Source organism: Nocardioides sp. (assembly GCF_050246775.1).
GTDB lineage: Bacteria > Actinomycetota > Actinomycetes > Propionibacteriales > Nocardioidaceae > Nocardioides.
The window spans coordinates 221,218-240,758 of sequence record NZ_JBFWVK010000001.1; the positions used below are offsets into that span (position 1 = coordinate 221,218).

Annotated in this window: 19 protein-coding genes; 5 read left to right on the top strand and 14 right to left on the bottom strand. The window is 69.1% G+C overall.

Translation table 11 applies throughout. From position 1 onward, the window contains the following. Positions 1-2 precede the first annotated feature (2 nt). Complete coding sequence (locus AB7I40_RS01100) at positions 3-1,184, bottom strand: winged helix DNA-binding domain-containing protein (RefSeq protein WP_428346539.1); 1,182 nt, start codon at positions 1,182-1,184, stop codon at positions 3-5. A 59-nt stretch (positions 1,185-1,243) separates the two neighbouring features. On the opposite strand from AB7I40_RS01100, the gene AB7I40_RS01105 reads away from it, so the two are divergent. Then, positions 1,244-2,020 carry a septum formation family protein gene (locus AB7I40_RS01105; protein WP_428346540.1) on the top strand — a complete coding sequence of 259 codons (777 nt, stop codon included), beginning with the start codon at positions 1,244-1,246 and terminating at the stop codon, positions 2,018-2,020. Positions 2,021-2,028: 8 nt separating this feature from the next. Here AB7I40_RS01105 and AB7I40_RS01110 read toward each other — a convergent pair whose 3' ends face one another. Both AB7I40_RS01110 and AB7I40_RS01115 read right to left on the bottom strand, forming a co-directional pair. Next, positions 2,029-4,017 (bottom strand): TIGR03960 family B12-binding radical SAM protein, encoded by a 1,989-nt coding sequence (locus AB7I40_RS01110; protein ID WP_428346541.1) that lies wholly within the window; start codon positions 4,015-4,017, stop codon positions 2,029-2,031. Between the two features lie 37 nt (positions 4,018-4,054). After that, entirely contained in the window at positions 4,055-5,011 is a 957-nt protein-coding gene (locus AB7I40_RS01115; RefSeq protein ID WP_428346542.1) for a calcium-binding protein, read from the bottom strand. A 126-nt stretch (positions 5,012-5,137) separates the two neighbouring features. Here AB7I40_RS01115 and AB7I40_RS01120 point away from each other — a divergent pair, with 126 nt between their 5' ends. Together AB7I40_RS01120 and AB7I40_RS01125 are read left to right on the top strand one after the other, a co-directional pair. Next, positions 5,138-6,250 (top strand): calcium:proton antiporter, encoded by a 1,113-nt coding sequence (locus AB7I40_RS01120; protein WP_428346543.1) that lies wholly within the window; start codon positions 5,138-5,140, stop codon positions 6,248-6,250. A 10-nt stretch (positions 6,251-6,260) separates the two neighbouring features. Further along, positions 6,261-6,902, top strand: coding sequence for a class I SAM-dependent methyltransferase (locus AB7I40_RS01125; protein ID WP_428346544.1), 642 nt, complete (start codon positions 6,261-6,263; stop codon positions 6,900-6,902). Here AB7I40_RS01125 and AB7I40_RS01130 read toward each other — a convergent pair. The 6 genes from AB7I40_RS01130 to AB7I40_RS01155 are packed head-to-tail and all read right to left on the bottom strand — an operon-like array spanning position 6,899 to position 14,328. Further along, positions 6,899-8,557 (bottom strand): MDR family MFS transporter, encoded by a 1,659-nt coding sequence (locus AB7I40_RS01130; RefSeq protein ID WP_428346545.1) that lies wholly within the window; start codon positions 8,555-8,557, stop codon positions 6,899-6,901. The genes AB7I40_RS01125 and AB7I40_RS01130 overlap by 4 nt on opposite strands. A gap of 18 nt (positions 8,558-8,575) precedes the next feature. Continuing rightward, positions 8,576-9,760 carry a rod shape-determining protein RodA gene (rodA, locus tag AB7I40_RS01135; protein ID WP_428346546.1) on the bottom strand — a complete coding sequence of 395 codons (1,185 nt, stop codon included), beginning with the start codon at positions 9,758-9,760 and terminating at the stop codon, positions 8,576-8,578. Beyond that, positions 9,757-11,874, bottom strand: coding sequence for a penicillin-binding protein 2 (gene mrdA, locus AB7I40_RS01140; protein WP_428346547.1), 2,118 nt, complete (start codon positions 11,872-11,874; stop codon positions 9,757-9,759). Before mrdA ends, rodA begins: the two co-directional genes overlap by 4 nt. Continuing rightward, entirely contained in the window at positions 11,874-12,398 is a 525-nt protein-coding gene (mreD, locus tag AB7I40_RS01145; RefSeq protein WP_428346548.1) for a rod shape-determining protein MreD, read from the bottom strand. Before mreD ends, mrdA begins: the two co-directional genes overlap by 1 nt. Next, positions 12,395-13,300 carry a rod shape-determining protein MreC gene (gene mreC, locus AB7I40_RS01150; RefSeq protein WP_428346549.1) on the bottom strand — a complete coding sequence of 302 codons (906 nt, stop codon included), beginning with the start codon at positions 13,298-13,300 and terminating at the stop codon, positions 12,395-12,397. The genes mreD and mreC overlap by 4 nt, the downstream gene beginning before the upstream one ends. Beyond that, positions 13,300-14,328: a rod shape-determining protein gene (locus AB7I40_RS01155; protein ID WP_428346550.1), complete on the bottom strand. Its 1,029-nt coding sequence runs from the start codon at positions 14,326-14,328 to the stop codon at positions 13,300-13,302. The genes mreC and AB7I40_RS01155 overlap by 1 nt, the downstream gene beginning before the upstream one ends. 140 nt (positions 14,329-14,468) lie before the next feature. Here AB7I40_RS01155 and AB7I40_RS01160 point away from each other — a divergent pair, with 140 nt between their 5' ends. After that, positions 14,469-15,020 (top strand): DUF937 domain-containing protein, encoded by a 552-nt coding sequence (locus AB7I40_RS01160; RefSeq protein WP_428346551.1) that lies wholly within the window; start codon positions 14,469-14,471, stop codon positions 15,018-15,020. A gap of 3 nt (positions 15,021-15,023) precedes the next feature. Then, complete coding sequence (locus tag AB7I40_RS01165; protein ID WP_428346552.1) at positions 15,024-15,575, top strand: GNAT family N-acetyltransferase; 552 nt, start codon at positions 15,024-15,026, stop codon at positions 15,573-15,575. Here the strand turns inward: AB7I40_RS01165 and rdgB are convergent. The 5 genes from rdgB to AB7I40_RS01190 all read right to left on the bottom strand — a co-directional run bounded on the left by rdgB (position 15,562) and on the right by AB7I40_RS01190 (position 19,509). Then, positions 15,562-16,206 carry an RdgB/HAM1 family non-canonical purine NTP pyrophosphatase gene (rdgB, locus tag AB7I40_RS01170; RefSeq protein ID WP_428346553.1) on the bottom strand — a complete coding sequence of 215 codons (645 nt, stop codon included), beginning with the start codon at positions 16,204-16,206 and terminating at the stop codon, positions 15,562-15,564. The two genes, AB7I40_RS01165 and rdgB, sit on opposite strands and share 14 nt — an antisense overlap. Then, positions 16,199-16,903 (bottom strand): ribonuclease PH, encoded by a 705-nt coding sequence (rph, locus tag AB7I40_RS01175; RefSeq protein WP_428346554.1) that lies wholly within the window; start codon positions 16,901-16,903, stop codon positions 16,199-16,201. The genes rdgB and rph overlap by 8 nt, the downstream gene beginning before the upstream one ends. A gap of 64 nt (positions 16,904-16,967) precedes the next feature. Continuing rightward, positions 16,968-17,783: an ABC transporter permease gene (locus AB7I40_RS01180; RefSeq protein WP_428346555.1), complete on the bottom strand. Its 816-nt coding sequence runs from the start codon at positions 17,781-17,783 to the stop codon at positions 16,968-16,970. Further along, complete coding sequence (locus AB7I40_RS01185) at positions 17,783-18,595, bottom strand: ABC transporter permease (protein ID WP_428346556.1); 813 nt, start codon at positions 18,593-18,595, stop codon at positions 17,783-17,785. Before AB7I40_RS01185 ends, AB7I40_RS01180 begins: the two co-directional genes overlap by 1 nt. After that, positions 18,592-19,509 carry an ABC transporter ATP-binding protein gene (locus AB7I40_RS01190; protein ID WP_428346557.1) on the bottom strand — a complete coding sequence of 306 codons (918 nt, stop codon included), beginning with the start codon at positions 19,507-19,509 and terminating at the stop codon, positions 18,592-18,594. Before AB7I40_RS01190 ends, AB7I40_RS01185 begins: the two co-directional genes overlap by 4 nt. Positions 19,510-19,541: the final 32 nt, after the last annotated feature.

Consider the following 19,541-nt stretch of genomic DNA (forward strand, 5'->3'; position numbering starts at 1 on the left):
CGTCAGGCACCAGGTTTCATCAGCGGCGAGGAGTAGACCGTGCCGACCTTGACGCCGTCGAGCCACGTGGTGAGCCGCTCGGCCTCGACGGCCAGGGCCGCCCGCCCGTCCGCACCGACGTTCTCCAGGAGCCTGACCTCCACGACTCCGTCGGGATCCTGCACCCAGCAGCCCACCGCCTGACCGTCCCACCACGCGGTCGTCCCGGCGTTGCCGTTGCGGTCGAAGAGTCGCTCGGCATGCGGCCCCAGGAAGAAGCCGCGCTCCTTCCATCCCATCACTGTGGGATCGAGCACCGGCAGCAGCGCGGCCCAGGGCGCCTGGGCCGGCTCGGCGTCGAGATCGTCGGACAGCACGAAGGCCGGCCCCGCCGCAGTCTCGACCTCCTGCGCGCCGATGTCCGCGAGTGCCGCTCGGGCTGCGCTGACCGTGCTGCCGAGCCACCACTTCAAGTCGTTCAGCGAGGCCGGACCGAACGTCCACAGCCAGCGGCGCGCGATCTCGGCGTACCCCTCCCGTGCGGGCAGTGCAGTGGGTACGGCGCCTCCGGACTCCTCGAGCCAGTCCCGCATCAGGGTCCACTCCGGGCGCGACACCCGCCAGTGCGAGGAGTTCCGCCCGCGCACGATGTCGCCACGCGCGCCCAGCAGACCGAGCACCCGTGGACCGATCGGGACCTCGCCGCCCCAGGTGGTGCCCGGTGAGATCGTCACCTTGCCGGTGAGCTGGGGCACCTCCTCGCGGACACGCTGAGCCGTCAACGGGCCGGCACCCAGCCGATCGAGCACCGCCGAACATGCTGCGTCCACCCAGGAGTCACCGTCGGCGGCAAGCCCCGAGGCGGTGACGTCCTTGATGATCCGGGCCCGCTCGGTAGCCGCGACCCGTGCCGACGCACTCCCCCAGGCAGCCGGCAGCAGATCGCGAGGAAAGACGAACAGGGTGCGCCGCATTGCCAGCTGCTTGACCAGGCTGCGCTCGTCGTACAGGGCAGGGTCGAGCCCGGCCGCCGACATGTCCGTGACCCGCGCGAACACCGAGAGGTGCACGGTGGCCGGCTCGGTCGCGTGGAGCACCGTCATGGCCCGCGTCGCCGTCACCGCATCGTCGAAGCGGTGAGCCGGATCGATGCCGTGTCGTCGGGCGATCCTGGCTCGCCGCTCGATGTCGTCAAACCTCCGCATGGGACCAGCATGCCCGGTTAGGCTGCGCGCACCCGCGATCGCACTCGGAAAGACTCCGCATGTCCCAGCCGCCCGTTCCACCGCCCGGCCCATCGCCCTACGGGTCGCCGCACGGCACCCCTCCGGGGTCGCCCTACGGGCCGGTCGCTCCGTACGGCGGTGGCTACCAGCCGCCGCCGTCCAAGACCATGGCGGGCTGGGCGCTGGCACTGGCACTCCTCATCTGCATCCCGTTCGGCTTCCTGGTCTCGATCGGGCTGGCGATCGCCGTCCTGGTCAAGTCGAGGGACGGGCGCGACCACGGCAGGACGATGGCGATCGCCGCCCTGTGCATCGCCACGTTGGTGTTCCTGGCGCAGGTGGGGCTCTTCGCCTTCGGCCTCTACAAGGGCGTCACCGAGGGCATCGACGCGCCCCGCGACAGCCAGGGCAACGTCACCGAGCGCACCGAGGTGACCGTGGAGAACCTGCGGGTCGGGGACTGCTTCGACGACGACACGATGCTGGGGGCGACGCAGGAGGGGGTCCAGGCGACCACCGCCGAGGCTGTGCCCTGCGCCCAGCCGCACCACTTCGAGATCTACCACACCTTCGAGATCCCCGGGGACGACTACCCGGGCAGCGACAAGGTCGACGCGCTCGCGGACGAAGGCTGCTCGGGCAAGGTGCGGTCCTTCCTGGGAGGCCAACCCGCTCGCGGCTCCGACCTCTCCATCTATCTGTACTACCCGCAGAAGCGCACGTGGAACCTGCTCGGCGACCACTCCGTGCAGTGCGTGATCGGCCGCTCCGACCCCCTCATCCAGGGTTCGCTGCGCGGCACCGGCCGCCCCTGACGGCTCGCTCAGAGGACCGACAACGGCAGCAGCGTGTGGCCGGTGGGGCCGATCTGGATCTCGGTGTTCATCTCCGGGCAGACCCCGCAGTCGTAGCAGGGTGTCCAGCGGCAGTCCTCGACCTCGACGTCCGTGGACGGATCGATGGCGTCCTCCCAGTCCGCCCACAGCCAGTCCTTGTCGAGGCCGGAGTCCAGGTGGTCCCAGGGAAGCACCTCGTCGTAGCCACGTTCGCGGACGGTGTACCAGTCGAGGTCCACCCCGGTCCCGGACAGCGCCTCAGTGGCGGCCGTGAGCCACCGGTCGTAGGAGAAGTGCTCGCTCCAGCCGTCGAAGCGCCCCCCGTCGCGCCAGACCGCCTCGATCACGGCACCGACCCGACGGTCACCGCGAGACAGCAACCCTTCGATGGTGCCGGGCTTGCCGTCGTGGTAGCGGAACCCGATCGCCCGCGCGAACTTCTTGTCCTCGCGCACCAGGTCGCGCAGCTTCTTCAACCGCAGGTCGGTGGTCTCGTGGTCGAGCTGCGCTGCCCACTGGAACGGCGTGTGCGGTTTCGGCACGAACCCACCGATCGAGACGGTGCAGCGGATGTCGTTGCGTCCCGACACCTCCCGACCCTTCGCGATCACCTTCCTGGCCAGGTCTGCGATCTCGAGGACGTCCTCGTCGGTCTCGGTCGGCAGACCGCACATGAAGTAGAGCTTGACCTGGCGCCAGCCGTGGCTGAAGGCGGCGGCAACGGTCCGGATCAGGTCCTCCTCGGTGACCATCTTGTTGATCACCTTGCGCATCCGCTCACTGCCACCCTCAGGCGCGAAGGTCAGCCCGGAGCGGCGTCCGTTGCGGGAGAACTCGTTGGCCAGCGAGATGTTGAAGGCATCGACCCGGGTGCTGGGCAGCGACAACGAGACGTTGGAGCCCTCGTAACGGTCGGCAAGCCCCTTGGCGACCTCCGCGATCTCGGTGTGGTCCGCGCTCGAGAGCGACAGCAGCCCGACCTCCTCGAACCCTGAGGACCGGATGCCGTTCTCCACCATCGCACCGATGGTCTCGATGGAGCGTTCGCGGACCGGGCGGGTGATCATGCCTGCCTGGCAGAAGCGGCACCCGCGGGTGCAGCCCCGGAAGATCTCCACCGAGAATCGCTCGTGCACGGTCTCGGCCAACGGCACCAGTGGCCGAGCCGGGTAGGGCCAGGCGTCCAGGTCCATCAAGGTGTGCTTGCGGATCCGGTCCGGCACGCCGGGACGGTTGGGGACGACGGCGGCGATGGCTCCGTCCGCCCCGTAGCTGACGTCGTAGAACTTGGGCACGTAGACGCCGCCACTGGCAGCCAGTCGCGCGAGCACCTCGTCGCGACCACCGGGCTCACCCTGGCCCTTCCATTCGCGGAGCACCTCGGAGATCTTGAGCACGATCTCCTCGCCGTCGCCTAGGACGGCGGCGTCGATGAAGTCGGCGATCGGTTCGGGGTTGAAGGCCGCGTGCCCGCCGGCCAGCACGATGGGGTCGTCCTCGGTGCGGTCGACGGCGTGCAGGGGGATGCCGGCCAGGCTGAGAGCGTTGAGCATGTTGGTGTAGCCGAGCTCGGTGGAGAAGCTGAGGCCGAACAGGTCGAAGGCCTTCACCGGGCGGTGCGCGTCGACGGTGAACTGCGGGATCGGCCCCTGACTGTCACCCTCGCGCATGATCTGCTCCAGGTCGGGCCACACCGCATAGGTGCGTTCGGCCACGATCCAGTCACGCTCGTTGAGGACCTCGTAGAGGATCTGGACGCCCTGGTTGGGCAGGCCCACCTCATAGGCGTCGGGGTACATCAGCGCCCACCGGACCGTCGGCCCGTCCGGGGCGCAGTCCCACTCCTTGAGCGTGGAGTTCAGTTCGCCGCCGACGTACTGGATCGGCTTCTGCACGGACGGCAGCTTGGGTTCGAGCCGTGCGAAGACGGACTCGGGCGCAGCGCTGGAGGTGGAGACAAAGGTGGGGGTGGACACCGACCTAGCGTACGTCGGATCCACCCCCACCCTCGACTCACGGAATGCGGATGCGGATCTCGCAGTTCTTGGCGGTGTCGCGAGCCAAGCCGCCGTTGCAGGTGTCTCCACCCGGTCCGCCGTTCAGGCTGTCGCGTCCGGTGGCACCGGAGATCAGGTCGGCACCGGGGCCGCCCTGCAGCTGGTCGTTGCCACTGGAGCCGCGGATGTCGTCCTTGCCCGCGCCGCCGATGATGATGTCGTTGCCGGCATTGTCGAGCACCGTGTCGTTGCCGGCACCAGCGTTGGTGGTGTCGTTGCCCTTGCCCGGGTAGATCAGGTCGTTGCCTCCGCCACCCTTGATGATGTCGCCACCTGCGTCACCACAGATCACGTCGCGACCGGCCGTGCCGACCAGGGTGTTGGCCAGGGAGTTCCCCGAGATCGTGCACAGCGGGTTCACCGCGATGTCGTCGACGATCTCGATGAGGCCGAGCGGAGTCCCGGCCGCACTGACGTACTGGAAGACCGCCCGGTTGAACAGCGGGCCGGCCCCGAACGAGATCTTCTGGTCCATCAGGTCGTTGGCGTTCACGTTGACCTGGACCTGACCCACCTGGGTCGCGCCGCGGAAGAGCGTGAGCTGGGCGAGGTCGGTGGCATTGGCCACGATCGGGTCGTCATTGCCGAAGGACATGCTGATCGCAGTGGTCGGGCTGGTGAACCTGACCTCGAGCGCGCTGGCGTCATCAGAGCTCACGCCGATCGCCTGGCCATGGCTCTGGGCCCCGAAGTCGGTCACGTTCAGGTTGGCGCCGATGGTGTCGAAGAAGAGCATGGAGGGTGAGTCCGGGCTGGCGTAGCCGTTCGGCTTGGCCCCTGGGGTGTCACTGGTGAAGCTGACGGTGACCTTCGTCGGGGTCACCGCCTGAGCACTGGTGGTGGCGCCGAGCACACCGAGGGATCCGAGAATCACGGCGCAGGACGCGCCAGCGGCAAACAGTTTGCGGTTCACAGTGTTCTCCTTAGTCGAAGGCGCAACCGTCTCCAACAGCCAGCGCGCCGTGCCCCCATCAGGACTCTCGCAGGTCTGGCGAGATACCGAAACGGCCCAGATGGCCCCTCCCCCTAGGGTTGGCACATGAGCCGACTCCGCTGGACCACCGCGGTTCCCCTGCTGGCCGGCGTACTCCTGGTCGCCACCTGGGGACGGCACCCGGGGGCGGTCATCCTCGTCATCGTGGCGCTCGCGCTGGTCGGAGCCGTGCTGGCTGCCGTGCACCATGCCGAGGTGGTGGCGCACAAGGTCGGCGAGCCTTTCGGCTCGCTGATCCTCGCGGTCGCGGTCACCGTCATCGAGGTGGGCCTGATCGTCACGCTGATGGCCTCCGGCGGCAAGGACACCTCGGCGCTGGCTCGCGACACCGTCTTCGCGGCCGTCATGATCTCCATCAACGGCATCGCGGGCCTGTCACTGCTGATCAGTGCGCTGAAGCACCGGCTCGCCGTGTTCAACCCGGAGGGCACCGGCTCGGCCCTGGCCACGGTGATCGCCCTGGCGTCGCTGTGCCTGGTGCTGCCCTCGTTCACCACCTCCGAGCCGGGACCGGAGTTCGATTCCTCCCAGCTGGCCTTCGCGGCTGTCGCCTCCCTGGTGCTCTACCTCATGTTCGTCTTCACCCAGACCGTGCGCCACCGCGACTTCTTCCTGCCCGTGGATCGGCACGGCGCGACCATCAGCGAGGCCAGCGACGCCGAGGCGGACCACAGCGACGAGCACCACGCCGAGCCGCCCTCCCTGCGGGCCACCCAGATCAGCCTCGTGCTGCTGTTCGTCGCCCTGGTGGCCGTCGTCGGCCTGGCCAAGATCGAGTCCCCGGCCATCGAGGACGCCGTGGCCGCGCTCGGGTTCCCGCACGCGGTCGTCGGTGTGGTCATCGCGATGCTGGTGCTGCTGCCCGAGGGCATCTCGGCGGTCCGGTCCGCGGGGCGAGAGAAGGTCCAGATCAGTCTCAACCTGGCCTACGGCTCGGCCATGGCGTCGATCGGGCTGACCATTCCGACCATCGCGGTGGCCTCCATCTGGCTCGACGGTCCGCTGCGTCTGGGCCTGGACAGCACGCAGATCGTGTTGCTCTTCGTCTCGGTCGTCGTGGGCATCCTGACCGTCGTCCCGGGTCGGGCCAAGCCGCTCGCAGGTGGCGTGCACCTGGTGTTGCTCGCGGCCTTCGTCTTCCTCTCGATCCGACCCTGAAGGAGCAAGCATGGCTGAGACCCCGCTGACCCGGTGGGAGACGAGCGAGCGCCGGTCGGGCTACGGGCTGCGCTTCGCCGCCCTGCGCGAGGCTGGGGAGGACATCGACGGCGAGGCTCGCCTCGCCGACGTCCTGGCCCCACGCAACGCCCGGATCCTGGACGCCGGCTCCGGCATGGGACGCGTCGGGGACGCCCTGCGGCTGCGCGGGCACCGCGTCGTCGGGGTCGACCTCGACGCCGATCTCCTGCACCAGTCACGTCGGACCTACCCCGAGCTGCCGGTGATCCAGGGACGCCTCGACCTGCTCGACGCCGCGCTGCTCTCCGCGGCCGGGGAACCGGGGCCCTTCGACCTGATCGTGTGCGTGGGCAACGTGATGATCCTGCTGGCCCCGGACACCGAGCGACGGGTCCTGACCAACCTCGCCGCCCTGCTCGCCGACGAGGGGCGGCTCCTCATCGGCTTCCACACCCAGGCCGGCCCCGTCAGCTCCCGCGCCTACTCCCCCACCGAGTTCGCTGCAGACGCAGCCGCCGCGGGCCTGCGCATCGAGGCGCAGTTCGCCACCTACGACCTGCATGCCTTCGACCCCGACGGGGAGTACGCCGTGTCGGTGCTGCGGCGCGAGCCAGCCCTACCGCCTGGCTAGGGGGTCTCGGCTCGTGCAGCAGCCAGCCCCGACTGCGAGCGCAGCTCGATCGGCGGCATGAACAGCATGATCACGAACGCCAGCAGGCCCACGAGCCCGGCGTACAGGAAGACCGTCGACATCGACTCCGCGAAGCCGGCCCGGAACGGGTGGGCGAAGACGTCGGCCATCTGCTCGAGCACCGAGGAGTCGTCCTGCACCTCGGTGAAGATGCCACCGCCCTTGCCCTGGAGGGAATCGACCACGGCCTTGTTGACGGGATTGGCCAGCAGTTCGGGGTCGGCGGCCGCCTGCTGGAAGGCCGGAGTCGTGCTCTCGGTCTCGAAGGCGTTGGCGATGTTGCCGCCCACGGTGCCGAAGAGCACGGACAGGAAGATCGCGACACCGACCGTGCCGCCGATCTGCCGGAAGAAGGTGGCTGCACTGGTGGCCACGCCTATCTCCCGAGGTGGGACGGCGTTCTGCACGATGAGGGTGAGCGGCTGCATGCAGTTGCCGAGGCCGAACCCGAGCAGCAGCATGAAGGCCATGACCACCCACAGGTGGGTGTCGGCATCGATCGTGGAGAGCAACAACAGGGCGGTGGCCGCGAGCAGGGTCCCGATGCGCGGGAAGACCCGGATGTGGCCGGTGCGCGAGGTGATGATGCCCGAGCCGATCGAACCGGTCATCATGCCCACCACCATCGGGAGCATCAGGAAGCCCGACTCCATGGGCGAGGCGGAGTGCACGATCTGCATGTAGAGGGGAAGGATGAACAGGCCGCCGAACATCGCCATGCCGGTGATGACGCTGGCACCGATCGTGACCGACACGGCCCGGATCCGGAAGATCCGCAGCGGGATGAGCGCGTCGTCGCCCATCCGCCGCTCGGCCTCGATGAAGGCGGCGATGCCGACCAGTCCGATGACGATGCCGGCGATCACGCGACCCGAGGTCCAGCCCCACTCGCGGCCCTGCTCGGCAACGGTCAACAGCGGCACCAGGGCCACCACGAGGAGGCTGGCGCCCCACCAGTCGATGCGGGCCTCACGCCGCAGGTGGTGCAGGTGCAGGGTGCGCGAGACCACGAACAGGGCGGCGATGCCGATGGGGACGTTGACCAGGAACACCCAGCGCCAGCCGGTGACACCCAGGATGGTGCTCTGCTCGGCGAAGAATCCCCCGATGAGGGGGCCCAGGACGCTGGAGGTGGCGAAGGTGGCCATGAAGTAGCCGGTGTACTTGGCGCGTTCGCGTGGTGAGACCAGGTCGCCGATGATCGCGAGGACCAGAGTGAACAGCCCGCCTGCACCGATCCCCTGGATCGCGCGGAAGACGGCCAGCATGTACATCGAGGTCGCGAACGCGCACATGGCCGAGCCGATGATGAAGACCGTGATCGCGAACATGAACAGCTTCTTGCGACCGTAGAGGTCGCCCAGCTTGCCGTAGATCGGCGTCGTGATCGTCGAGGTGATCAGGTAGGCGGTGGTGACCCAGGCCTGGACCGACAGACCGTTGAGATCGTCGGAGATGGTGCGGATCGCGGTGCTGACGATCGTCTGGTCGAGCGCTGCGAGGAACATGCCCATCATCAGGCCACCCAGGACGGCGAGGATCTGGGCGTGCGTGTAGTCGCCGGTCTCCGACGGGGTGGGGTCGGTCTTTGCCATGCCCAACAGATTAGTTGCTTATGACATCGATCGAGAAAGTGTCCGGGTCTGGGTCCGGCCGGAGGAGGCGAACCGGGTGGGGATGGAGGCGGTCGAGCGCAGGTGGATGTTCTGGAGCAGCCCGATCGCGAGCATGCTGGCGAACATCGAGCTGCCGCCGTACGACACGAAGGGCAGGGGTACGCCGGTGACGGGCATGATCCCCAGGCACATGCCGATGTTCTGGAAGGCCTGGAAACCGAACCAGCAGGCGATGCCGGCAGCCGCCACGCGCCCGAACAGGTCGTCGCTGGTGCGCGCGATCGAGAGCGCACGCCAGATCACGACAGCCAGCAGTGCGATCAGCACCCCCGCCCCGACCAGGCCCAGCTCCTCCCCGGCGACGGTGAAGATGAAGTCGGTGTGCTGCTCGGGAACGAAGCCGGACCGGGTCTGCGACCCCCCGAAGAGCCCCTGGCCGAAGAGCCCGCCGTTGCCGACCGCGATCCTGGCCTGCTCGACGTTGTAGCCGGCTCCCCGCGGGTCGAGGCCGGGGTTGGTGAAGGCCATGAACCGGTCGATCTGATAGGGCTTGAGCACGTTGCCGACGACGGCCAGGCTCGCGGCGAGCACGCCGCCGACCAGCAGCGCCCCCAGCCAGCGCCGCGAGGCGCCGGCCACGGCCAGCACGCCGAACACCGTTGCGGTCAGCACCAGCATCGTCCCGAGGTCGGGCTGCAGCAGGATCAGGACCGCCGGCAGGCCGGCGATGGCCAGCATGCCGACCACCTCCACGGTGCCGACCCGGCGCTGCCACTTGCCCTCGAGGCGTTCGGCGACGAACAGGGCCATCCCGATGACGACGGCCAGCTTGGCGAACTCAGCAGGCTGGATCGACAGGCCGCCGAGCATCAGCCAGGAGCGCGACCCGTTGACGGTGGTGCCCATGATCAGGACAAGCAGCAGCCCGATCACCGAGCCGAGGTAGACCAAGGGCGCAAGGATGCGCACCCAGCGGTGATCAGTGGCCAGCACCATCACCATGAGCACCAGGGCGATGGCGACGTTGACCAGTTGCTTCTTGACGAACGCCGTCGGGTCGCCCCCGGTCAGCAGGTCACGCGAAGCGGTGGCTGACCAGACCAGCATCGAGCCGACCCCGAGCAGACCGAGGACGGACAGCATCAGGACCCAGTCGAGACCGGGGGCGCGCAGTCTACTCATCGATCCTCCACGGCTGGGGGCAGGATGGACCCGTCACGCATGAAGACGGGCAGCTTGGTGGGCGGCACGGTGCCGTCGATCGCGGCCTTGGCGGGGTCGACCTCCATGCCCTTGATGCCGTAGAGCGACTCCCAGATCTTGCGCACGGCCGGGCCGGAGGTGCCCGAGCCGGTGCCGGCCTGGCTGACCATCATGATCACCACGTAGTTCTCGTCGTAGGTCGCAACCCACGAGGTGGACTGCTTGCCGTAGACCTCGGCCGAGCCGGTCTTGCCCCGGATGTGCACCTTGTCCAACGGGAAGTCCAGGAACTTCCAGGCCAGCGTGCCGACCTTCGGGGTCCCCAGGAGCGCCTCGTCGACGTACCTCAGGCTGGCCTTGCTGGCCTTGACGTGAGCGGTGGCCTTGGGAGCGAACCGTTTGAGGACCTCGCCCTCGGGGCTCACGATGGCCTTCGCGACCTGGGGCTTCCACAGGGTGCCCCCGTTGGAGAGCGCCCCGTAGGCCCGAGCGAGCTGGAGCGGGGTCACGATCGTGTCGCCCTGGCCGATGGAGAAGTTCACCGCGTCGCCTTCGCGGTAGTAGCTGCCCTCCAGGCAGAACTCGTGGGCGAACAGGTGCAGGAAGTCGTTGCCGGGCTGCTTGTCGATCTTGCAGTAGTAGCTCTTCATCGCCTTGTAGTACTCGAGCTTCCAGTGCCGGTCGGCGATCCGGCCACTGGCCTCGCCGGGGAGGTCCAGGCCGGTCTCCGAGCCGAACCCGAAGTTCTTTGCCTCGGCGATCAGCGGGTCCTTCGCCTTCACGTCCGTCGGGTCGGTGCCGTACTTCTGCCAGAAGTGGACTGCCACCCGGTAGAAGAACGTGTCGCACGACAGCTGCAGGGCCTGGGCGAAGCTGATGTTGCCCTCGGAGGCGCTCTCGTAGTTCTTGAACCAGCGGTTGCCGACCTGGAGCCCGGCGGAGCAGTTGAGGCTGGTGTCCTCAGAGAAGCCGTTGTTGAGCGCGCCCACGGTCATGATCGGCTTCCACGTGGAGCCGGGCGCGAACTGACCCTGGGTGGCCCGCGACAGCAACGGGGTGCCGGCCTTCTCGGAGTAGAGGTGGCGGAACTGCTTCTCGCTGATCCCACCGACCCAGACGTCGGGGTCGTACGTCGGCTGGCTGGCCATCGCCACGATGCGTCCGGTCTTGGCGTCCATCACGACGGCTGCCCCGGAGTCGGCCACGTAGTTCTTGTGCGTGACGTCGTCGTAGGTCTTGCGCGCGGTCATGATCGTCTGGTGCAGCTGACGCTCGACGACGCCCTGCACCTTGGCATCGATCGAGGTGACCAGCGTGTTCCCGGGCTGACTGAGGGTCTCGCTGTCCTCTCCGAGGACCCGGCCCATCGAGTCCACCGCCACGTTGCGATAGCCGGGCATGCCGCGCAGCCAGGCGTCGTACTGCTTCTCGACCCCGGCCCGACCGACGCTGGAGGCGCCGTTGACCGACGTGTCGTCCCGCTTCTGGGCGGCCGCGAGCTCGTCCTCGGTGATGGGGCTCAGGTAGCCCAGGATGTGCGCGGCGTTGATGCCGTAGGGCTGGGGGTAGCTGCGAGCGCTCTGCTGCTCGGCGACCACGGACGGGAAGTCCTCGGGCTGCTCCTGGACCGCGAGGGCGACGCGTTGCCTGACATCGGTGGCGATCGGGACGGGCTGGTAGGGCGAGCCGTTCCAGCAGGTCCTGGCCCGGCTCCCGGTGTCGCCGCAGTTGAGCAGCCGGGCCTCGAGCTTGGCGGGCTTCACCCCGACTGCCGCGGCGACCCGGCGCAGCACGGCGGTGCGCTGCTCGACCGCGAGCTTGCCCAGCAGGGTCCGGTCGATCGAGATGACCCAGGACGTGCGGTTGGCCACCAGCGGGCGGCCCTCGGCGTCGACGATGAGGCCCCGGTTGGGCTGGACGACGATCTCGCGCACCGACTGCGACGCAGCCTGGGCCTGGTAGTCGTCCCCGCTGAGCACCTGCAGGTACCACAACCGGCCGAAAAGAGTGGCGAACAACGAGAAGACCAGGGCCTGCACGACGATGAGCCGCAGGCGGCTCTTGCGCGCGGCAGGGGTGCTGCGCGAGTCCATCAGTACGCCACCCGACTGGGCTGCAGCCTGGCGAACAACAGCATCACGGGCGGCAGCACGAACGGGGTGAGCAGGACGTCCCAGATCACCGCGATCAGGATCGTGGTGATCACGTCGGACAGGTTCATCCGCGGGTCGTTGAGCAGCAGCCCGCCGAGCGCGTAGACCGAGGTGGCCACGAAGCTCGAGGCCGCCACGGCGAGCACGACCGAGGTCGGGCTGGGCTTGCCCTGGTCGGGAGACTCCTGGCGGATCCGGCCGGCCAGGTAGCCGACGATCACGAACGAGAGCGCCCACCGACCTGCGATGTGGTCGGCCGGCGGGGCCAGGTCGACCGCCAGTCCGGCCACGAACCCGAGGGTGCAGGCGAACTGCGGACCGCGCACGAGCGCGGCACCGACGACGACGAGCAGCGCCAGGTTGGGCACGATGCCCTGCCAGGCGAAGTGCGGGAACAGGGTCACCTGGAGCACGACGGCGGTGAGCACCACGACGAACGCCACGAGGGCGCGCAGCGCACTCATCGGGTCACCCCGCCGGCCTCGACCAGGCTGCGGTCACTGGACGTTCCGGCCGCCACGACGACGCCCACCAGGTCGAGGGCACTGAAGTCGACGTACGGCGCGATCACGGCGCGCTGGGACTGCTCGCGCGGACTGCTGACCACGCTGGTGACGCGGCCGATCGGGATCCCGGCGACGTACGGCGCCCCTCCGTCACTGCCCCACGTCACGACGGTGTCGTTGCGGGCCGGCACGACGGCATCGTCGACCAGGTCCAGATCGAGGTCGCCCTCAGTGCCCAGCTGGCCGCGGCCACGCAGGAAGCCGACCTCCATGCTGCGCCCGACGCGCCCGCCGACGACAGAGTCTGCATCGACGATCAGCAGGACCGTTGCGGTGGTCCGGGTGGCCCGGACGACCCGGCCCACGAGCCCGTCGTTGTTCATCACCGTCATGTCGGCACTCACCCCGGCACGGGTGCCGGCATCGATGGTGACCGTGCGGGAGAAGGACTGGCCCGGGCCGTAGGCGATGACGTGGGCGGGCACCAGCGAGTACCCGGTGTCGGCGGAGGTGCGGGTCAGGGCGTCGTAGTCGGCGAGGCGGTTGCGGTCGAGGTCGGCGGTCTCGACCTGCTGGCGCAACTCGGAGTTCTCGGCCTGGAGTGCCTCGACGTCATCGCGCAGGGAGCTCTGGGAGTGGAACCAGTCGGGGATGGCCACGAACGGCCCCACCATGACCGAGGTGGCCGATTCGACCGGGCCCAGCGCCTCGCCGACCGCGCGCCGTGCCGGTTCCAGCGGGGAGTCGGAGCCACCCCGATAGTCGAGAGTGATGATGATGGCGCACGCCAGCAGCAGCATGACGAGCGTGGAGCGAGCAGGGCGCCTGGTGTCGCGGTTCTCGTGCTTGTCCGGCGTCATCAGTACCGCCGGCGGTCGCTCACGAGCACCTGCTGCAGCGCCTCGAACTCCTCGACGCACTTGCCGGCACCGAGCGCGACGGAGGTCAGGGGGTCATCGGCCACGTGCACCGGCATCCCCGTCTCATGACGGATCCGCTCATCGAGCCCACGCAGCAGGGCTCCGCCCCCGGTGAGGACGATGCCTCGGTCCATGATGTCGCCGGCGAGCTCGGGAGGCGTCTGGTCGAGGGTGCTGCGGATGGCGTCGAGGATCGCATGCAGGGGCTCCTCGAGCGCCTTGCGGATCTCAGCGCTGGACACGGTGACGGTGCGCGGCAGACCGGAGACCATGTCGCGCCCGCGCACCTCGGCCTCGGGCTCGGAGGGCAGCGGGAAGGCCGAGCCGAGGGTCATCTTGATCTCTTCGGCGGTGCGCTCCCCCAGCATCAGGGAGTACTCCTTCTTCATCCACGCGATGATCGCCTGGTCGAGGTCGTCGCCGGCCGTGCGGATCGACATCGAGGTGACGATGCCGCCCAAGGAGATGACGGCCACCTCGGTGGTGCCGCCACCGACGTCGACCACCATGTTGCCGGTGGCCTCGTGCACGGGCAGCCCGGCGCCGATCGCCGCGGCCATCGGCTCCTCGACGATGTAGACCCGGCGGGCGCCTGCCTGGTAGCCGGCGTCCTTGACCGCTCGCTGCTCCACCGCCGTGATCCCACTGGGCACACAGATCACCAGCCGCGGCTTGGCGAAGTAGCGGCGCCGGTGCACCTGCTGGATGAAGAAGCGGAGCATCTGCTCGGTGGCGTCGAAGTCGGCGATCACGCCGTCCTTCAGGGGCCGGATCGCGATGATGTTGTCGGGAGTGCGACCGATCATCCGCTTGGCCTCGTGCCCCACGGCCAGGATCTCGTTGGTCGTGGCGTTGAGGGCCACGACTGAGGGCTCGTCGAGCAGGACACCCTTGCCTCGGACGTAGACCAGCGTGTTGGCGGTCCCGAGGTCCACGGCCATGTCTCGGCCGATGAAACTGTTCGCCATTGCGGCAACCCTCGTTTGCGACTCGTGGGGAAGATGGGGCTGACGTGACGACGACCCCGGTTCGAGGGTAAGAGTCCTGAGCGTGGATCTGTGGCAGGACACGCCTGCCGTGCGCTCCTCGGCTGGGCTAGGTTTCAGCCATGAGTGCCATCGACGACATCCTCGACAACCTCCCGATCGACCAGCTGGCCCACCAGCTCGGTGCCAGTCCCGACGAGGTCCACGACGCGGCGTACGCCGCACTGCCGGCGCTGCTCGGCGGCCTCCAGGCCAATGCGACGGACCCCGCAGGAGCCACGTCCCTGCTCGGGGCGCTCGACCAGCACACCGGAGATGTCGACGTGAGCACCGTGGACGTCAACGACGGGGAGAAGGCCGCAGCCCACATCTTCGGGGGCAACAAGGACCAGGTCATCAGTCAGCTCGGCAGCACCGGCGCGAACAGCGGCCTGATCCAGAAGCTGCTGCCGATGCTCGTGCCGATCGTGCTGTCCTACGTCGCCAAGCGGGTCTCCGGCGGCAGCGGCGCTCCCAGCGCGGCCGGCTCCGACGTGCTCGGCACGATCCTCAGCCAGGTCCTCGGTGGCGCGGCGGAGGGCACGAGGTCGACCAGTCGCAGCGGCGCGGTCCCCGACGTCGGCTCGATCCTCGGCGACGTGCTCGGCGGCCTGCTCGGCGGCGGACGGCGCTGAGCCTTGCTGCCGCTGCGCACGCCGCGACTCAGCCTGCGATCGCTGCAGCCGGAGGACGCCGAGGACCTCGCCGAACGACGCTCCGACCCCGCCACGGCCGAGTACCAGGCCTGGTCGGTCCCCTACCCGCTGGCCAAGGCCCGCGACCTCATCGCCGAGATCGCAGCCCATGAGCCGTTCGCCCACGGTGAGTGGACCCAGCTGGCCATCGTGCGCACGTCGGACGACCAGATCCTGGGCGACGTCGCCACCCGGGTGTCGGCCGACGGGCACACCGCGGAGGTCGGCTACACGCTGCACACGTGGGCACGCGGCTCCGGGGTGGCCACGGAGGCCGCCGCAGCGCTGTGCGAGCACCTGGTCCGGGTGGTGGGGGTCCACCGGTTGGAGGCCTCCACGCACCCCGACAACACGGCGTCCAACGCCGTGCTGGCCCGACTGGGGTTCGCCCGCGAAGGCACCCAGCGCGAGAACTACTGGGTCGAGGACCAGGTCACCGACACCGCACTGTTCGGCCTCCTGGCCCGGGACTGGGTCTGGCCTAGGCCCCGCTGAGCACGTCGGCGACCAGGGGCGCGAGCTGACGCAGCGCCTTGCCCCGGTGCGAGATCGCATCCTTCTCGGCCACGGTGAGCTCCGCCGTGGTCACGTCGTGCCCATCGGCGGCGAACAGGACGTCGTAGCCGAAACCGCCGCTTCCCCGCACCTCCCGCAGCACGCGCCCCGACATCTCACCGTGCACGACGTGCTCGACGACTACACCCGAGCTGGAGGGGTGGCAGAAGGCCACGGCGCACGTGAAGTGAGCCGTACGACGTGCGTCAGGGACGTCCGCGAGCTGGGCGAGCAGGAGCTCGTTGTTGCGGGCGTCCGACTTCGGCGGGCCCGACCAGCGCGCCGACAGCACGCCCGGCATCCCGTTGAGGGCGTCCACACAGAGCCCTGAGTCGTCGGCGATCGACGGCAGCCCGGTCGCGGCCACGGCGGCGTACGCCTTGAGCAGGGCGTTGCCCTCGAACGTGGGCCGGTCCTCGACCGGTTCGTCGTACGGCGCCACGTCGTCCAGGCCGACCACCTCGACGCCGGGGGCATGCTGGGTCAGGATGCGCTGCATCTCGGCGAGCTTCTTGGGGTTGCGCGAGGCCAGGAAGACCGTGTGGCGATCCGGCCGGTCCCGGTCAGCCACCGAGCGCCTCGTGCTGGAGCACGGTGAGGTCGGCGATGCCCTTCTCAGCCAAGGACAGGAGGGCGTCGAGCTCGGCGCGGTCGAACGCCGCGCCCTCGGCGGTGCCCTGGACCTCGACGAACTTGCCCTCGCCGGTCATCACCACGTTCATGTCGGTCTCGGCGCGGACGTCCTCCTCGTAGGGGAGGTCGAGGCGGGGAACGCCGTCGATGATCCCGACCGACACCGCCGCCACCGAGCCGGTCAGCCCCTGGGGCACCCCGAGGTGGGCACACGCGTCGGCCAGGGCCACGTAGGCGCCGGTGATCGCTGCGGTACGGGTGCCCCCGTCGGCCTGCAGCACGTCGCAGTCGATGACGATCGTGTTCTCCCCCAACGCCTTCTCGTCGATGATCGCGCGCAGCGAGCGCCCGATCAGTCGGGAGATCTCGTGGGTGCGGCCACCGATCCGGCCCTTGACCGACTCGCGGTCCGAGCGCGTGTTGGTCGAGGCGGGAAGCATGGCGTACTCCGCGGTCACCCAGCCGAGCCCGGACCCCTTGCGCCAGCGCGGCACTCCGGGCGTGGCGGAGGCGGCGCACAGGACCCGGGTCCGTCCGAACTCCACCAGGACCGAGCCGGCCGGGTGGTCCAGCCAGTCACGGGTGATCGTGATCGGTCTCAGCTCGTCGTCGGCACGTCCATCAGCACGGGTCATGACCGCGACGATATCTGGCCGCCTCCCTCTCCCCGGCGGAGGGAGGCGGCCAGCGCTCGGAGGGCTACTTGATCTCGGCGCGGAGCACGCGCCAGACCCCGATCGACAGCGGGACGACGAGCCACACGAACCCCGACACCAGCAGGTGGCCCCAGTCCGAGCCCGACAGGGACATGTCGTAGAGCGGCGCCTGCGCTGACTGGAAGTCGATCCACGGCGCCACCTTCTCGAACCAGCCGATCAGCGCCTCCCCCGCAGCGATCAGACCGGGAAGCACCCACTGGTAGACGAAGAACATCACGATCGCCGCCGGGGTGTTGAGCAGCAGGGTGGCCAGCGCGAACCCGCCGAGCATCGCGAGGTTCTGGGTGATCAGGAACCCGAAGAACCCCGCCCAGCCGAACGTCCAGTCGGCCCCACCCTGGAGGGAGCCGTAGATCAGGTTGCAGACCAGGCCCACCACGATGGCCATCGCGATGGTGGCCAGGGTGAGGATCACCCCCACCGCGGCCTTCGCCGCGAACACACGCGGGCGGCGCGGCTCGAGGGCGAAGGTCACCATCCCGGTGCGCTGGCTCCACTCGCTGGTCACCAACATGATCCCGAGCACCGGCAGCAGGATCGAGGTCACGAACGCCGCGGCCGCGACGAAGTCGCCGAACTGCATCGGCTCGTCCTGGCTGACGGTCACCGCGAGCACGATGCCCTCGGTGAGCAGCACCAGCAGGCCGATGACGGCCAGCAGCCAGAACCCGGCGCGGGTGTCGTAGGACTTCTTCAGCTCCACCCCCACCAGTCGATGGAAGGGCGTGGCGGTCGTGGTGGACAGGTCCAGTGCATGCCCCAGACCGGGCCGCTCGACCGGCGCCGTCGCACTCATCACTTCACCTCGGCACGCAGGACACGCCACACGCCGATGGCCAGCGGCAGGACGAGCCAGATGAGGCCCGAGGTCGCGAAGTGGGCCCAGTCCTCACCGGTCATCGACGCATCGATGAGCGGGGTGAGCGCATAGTTGAAGTCGATCCAGGGCTGCAGGTCCGCGAACCAGCCGATCAGTGCGGCCCCCAGACCGAACAGGCCGGGCAGCACGAACGAGTAGACCATGTAGAGCACGATCGCGGCCGGCGAGTTGAGCAGCAGCGCCGCGAACGCGAACCCGGTGAGCATGCCGATCACCTGCAGCAGCAGGAACCCGCCGACGTTGGCCAGGCCCAGATCCCACTCCACCGTCGCGCCCGACAGCGCGCCGTACAGGAGGTTGCACACGGTCGCGAGGCCGAGCGCGATCACCACCGCTATCACGGCGAGGGCGATCCCGACCACGAACTTGGCCGCGATCACCAGCGGTCGCCGTGGCTCGAGGGAGAAGGTGACCATGGCGGTGCGCTGGCTCCACTCGCTGGTCAGCAGCAGGATGCCGAGCACCGGAAGCAGCAGCCCCATCGAGAAGCTGGTCGAGGTCAGGAAGTCGTTGTAGGAGACGTTCAGGTCCTGGGCGACCACCACGGCCAGCTGGATGACCATCACCGCCGCGGTGAGCAGTGCGGTGCTGATCAACAGCCACAGGCCGGCGCGGGTGTCCCAGGTCTTGCGCAGCTCCACCGCGACCAGGCGCAGGAAGGGGATCTTCGCGGTGCTGCCGATGTCGAGCGCGTGGCCCAGGCCGGAGGCGGGAATCGCGTTGCTCATCGGGGCGCCCCCTCGAGCTGGTCCTCGCGCTGGGTGTCCGAGGTCAGCTCGAGGAACAGGTCCTCGAGTCCGCCCTCAGCGGCACGCAGGTCGGTGAGTACGACGCCGGTCTCGAGGGCGGTGCGCCCGACCTCGACAGGCTCGACCTCGACCCGGAGGCCCTCCCCTGCTCCGGCCACCACGAAGCCCTTGGCGGTGAGCGCGTCGGCCAGCCTCTGGTTGTCGAGCGCGGTCACGAAGGTCGAGGCCGACCCCGTGGCGCCTGCGAGCAGCGTCTTCTTGTCACCCTGGGCGACGATCCGGCCGTGCCCGATGAGGATCATCTCGTCGGCGATCAGCTCGACCTCGTTGAGCAGGTGACTCGACAGGAGCACGGTGCCCCCGCGCTCGGCGTACCCCCGCAGCAGGCCGCGCATCCACCGGATGCCCGCAGGGTCGAGGCCGTTGGCGGGCTCGTCGAGGATCAGCACCGACGGGTCGCCCAGCAGGGCATGGGCGATGCCGAGGCGCTGCTTCATGCCGAGCGAGTAGTTGCGCAGCCGCCGCTTGGCCTCCGCCGGCGTCAGCGACACCAGCTCGAGCATCTCGTCGACGCGTGAGTTCGCGAGGCCCATGGTGCGGGCGCCGAGCTCGAGGATCTCGCGTCCGCTGCGACCCGCGTGCTGCGCCGAGGCATCGAGGAGGACGCCCACGTGGCGTCCGGGGTTCGGGATGTCGCTGTAGAGGTGCCCGCCGATCGTGACCCGGCCGGACGTGGGCGAGGTGAGGCCGACCATGATCCGCATGGTGGTGGTCTTGCCGGCGCCGTTGGGGCCGAGGAACCCGGTCACCTGACCCGGTTCGCAGATGAAGGAGACATTGTCGACGGCGGTGAAGCTGCCGTACTTCCTGGTGAGTGCTTCGACGGAGATCATGCCTCCATCCTGTCGGCCCTGGCGGCCCGGGA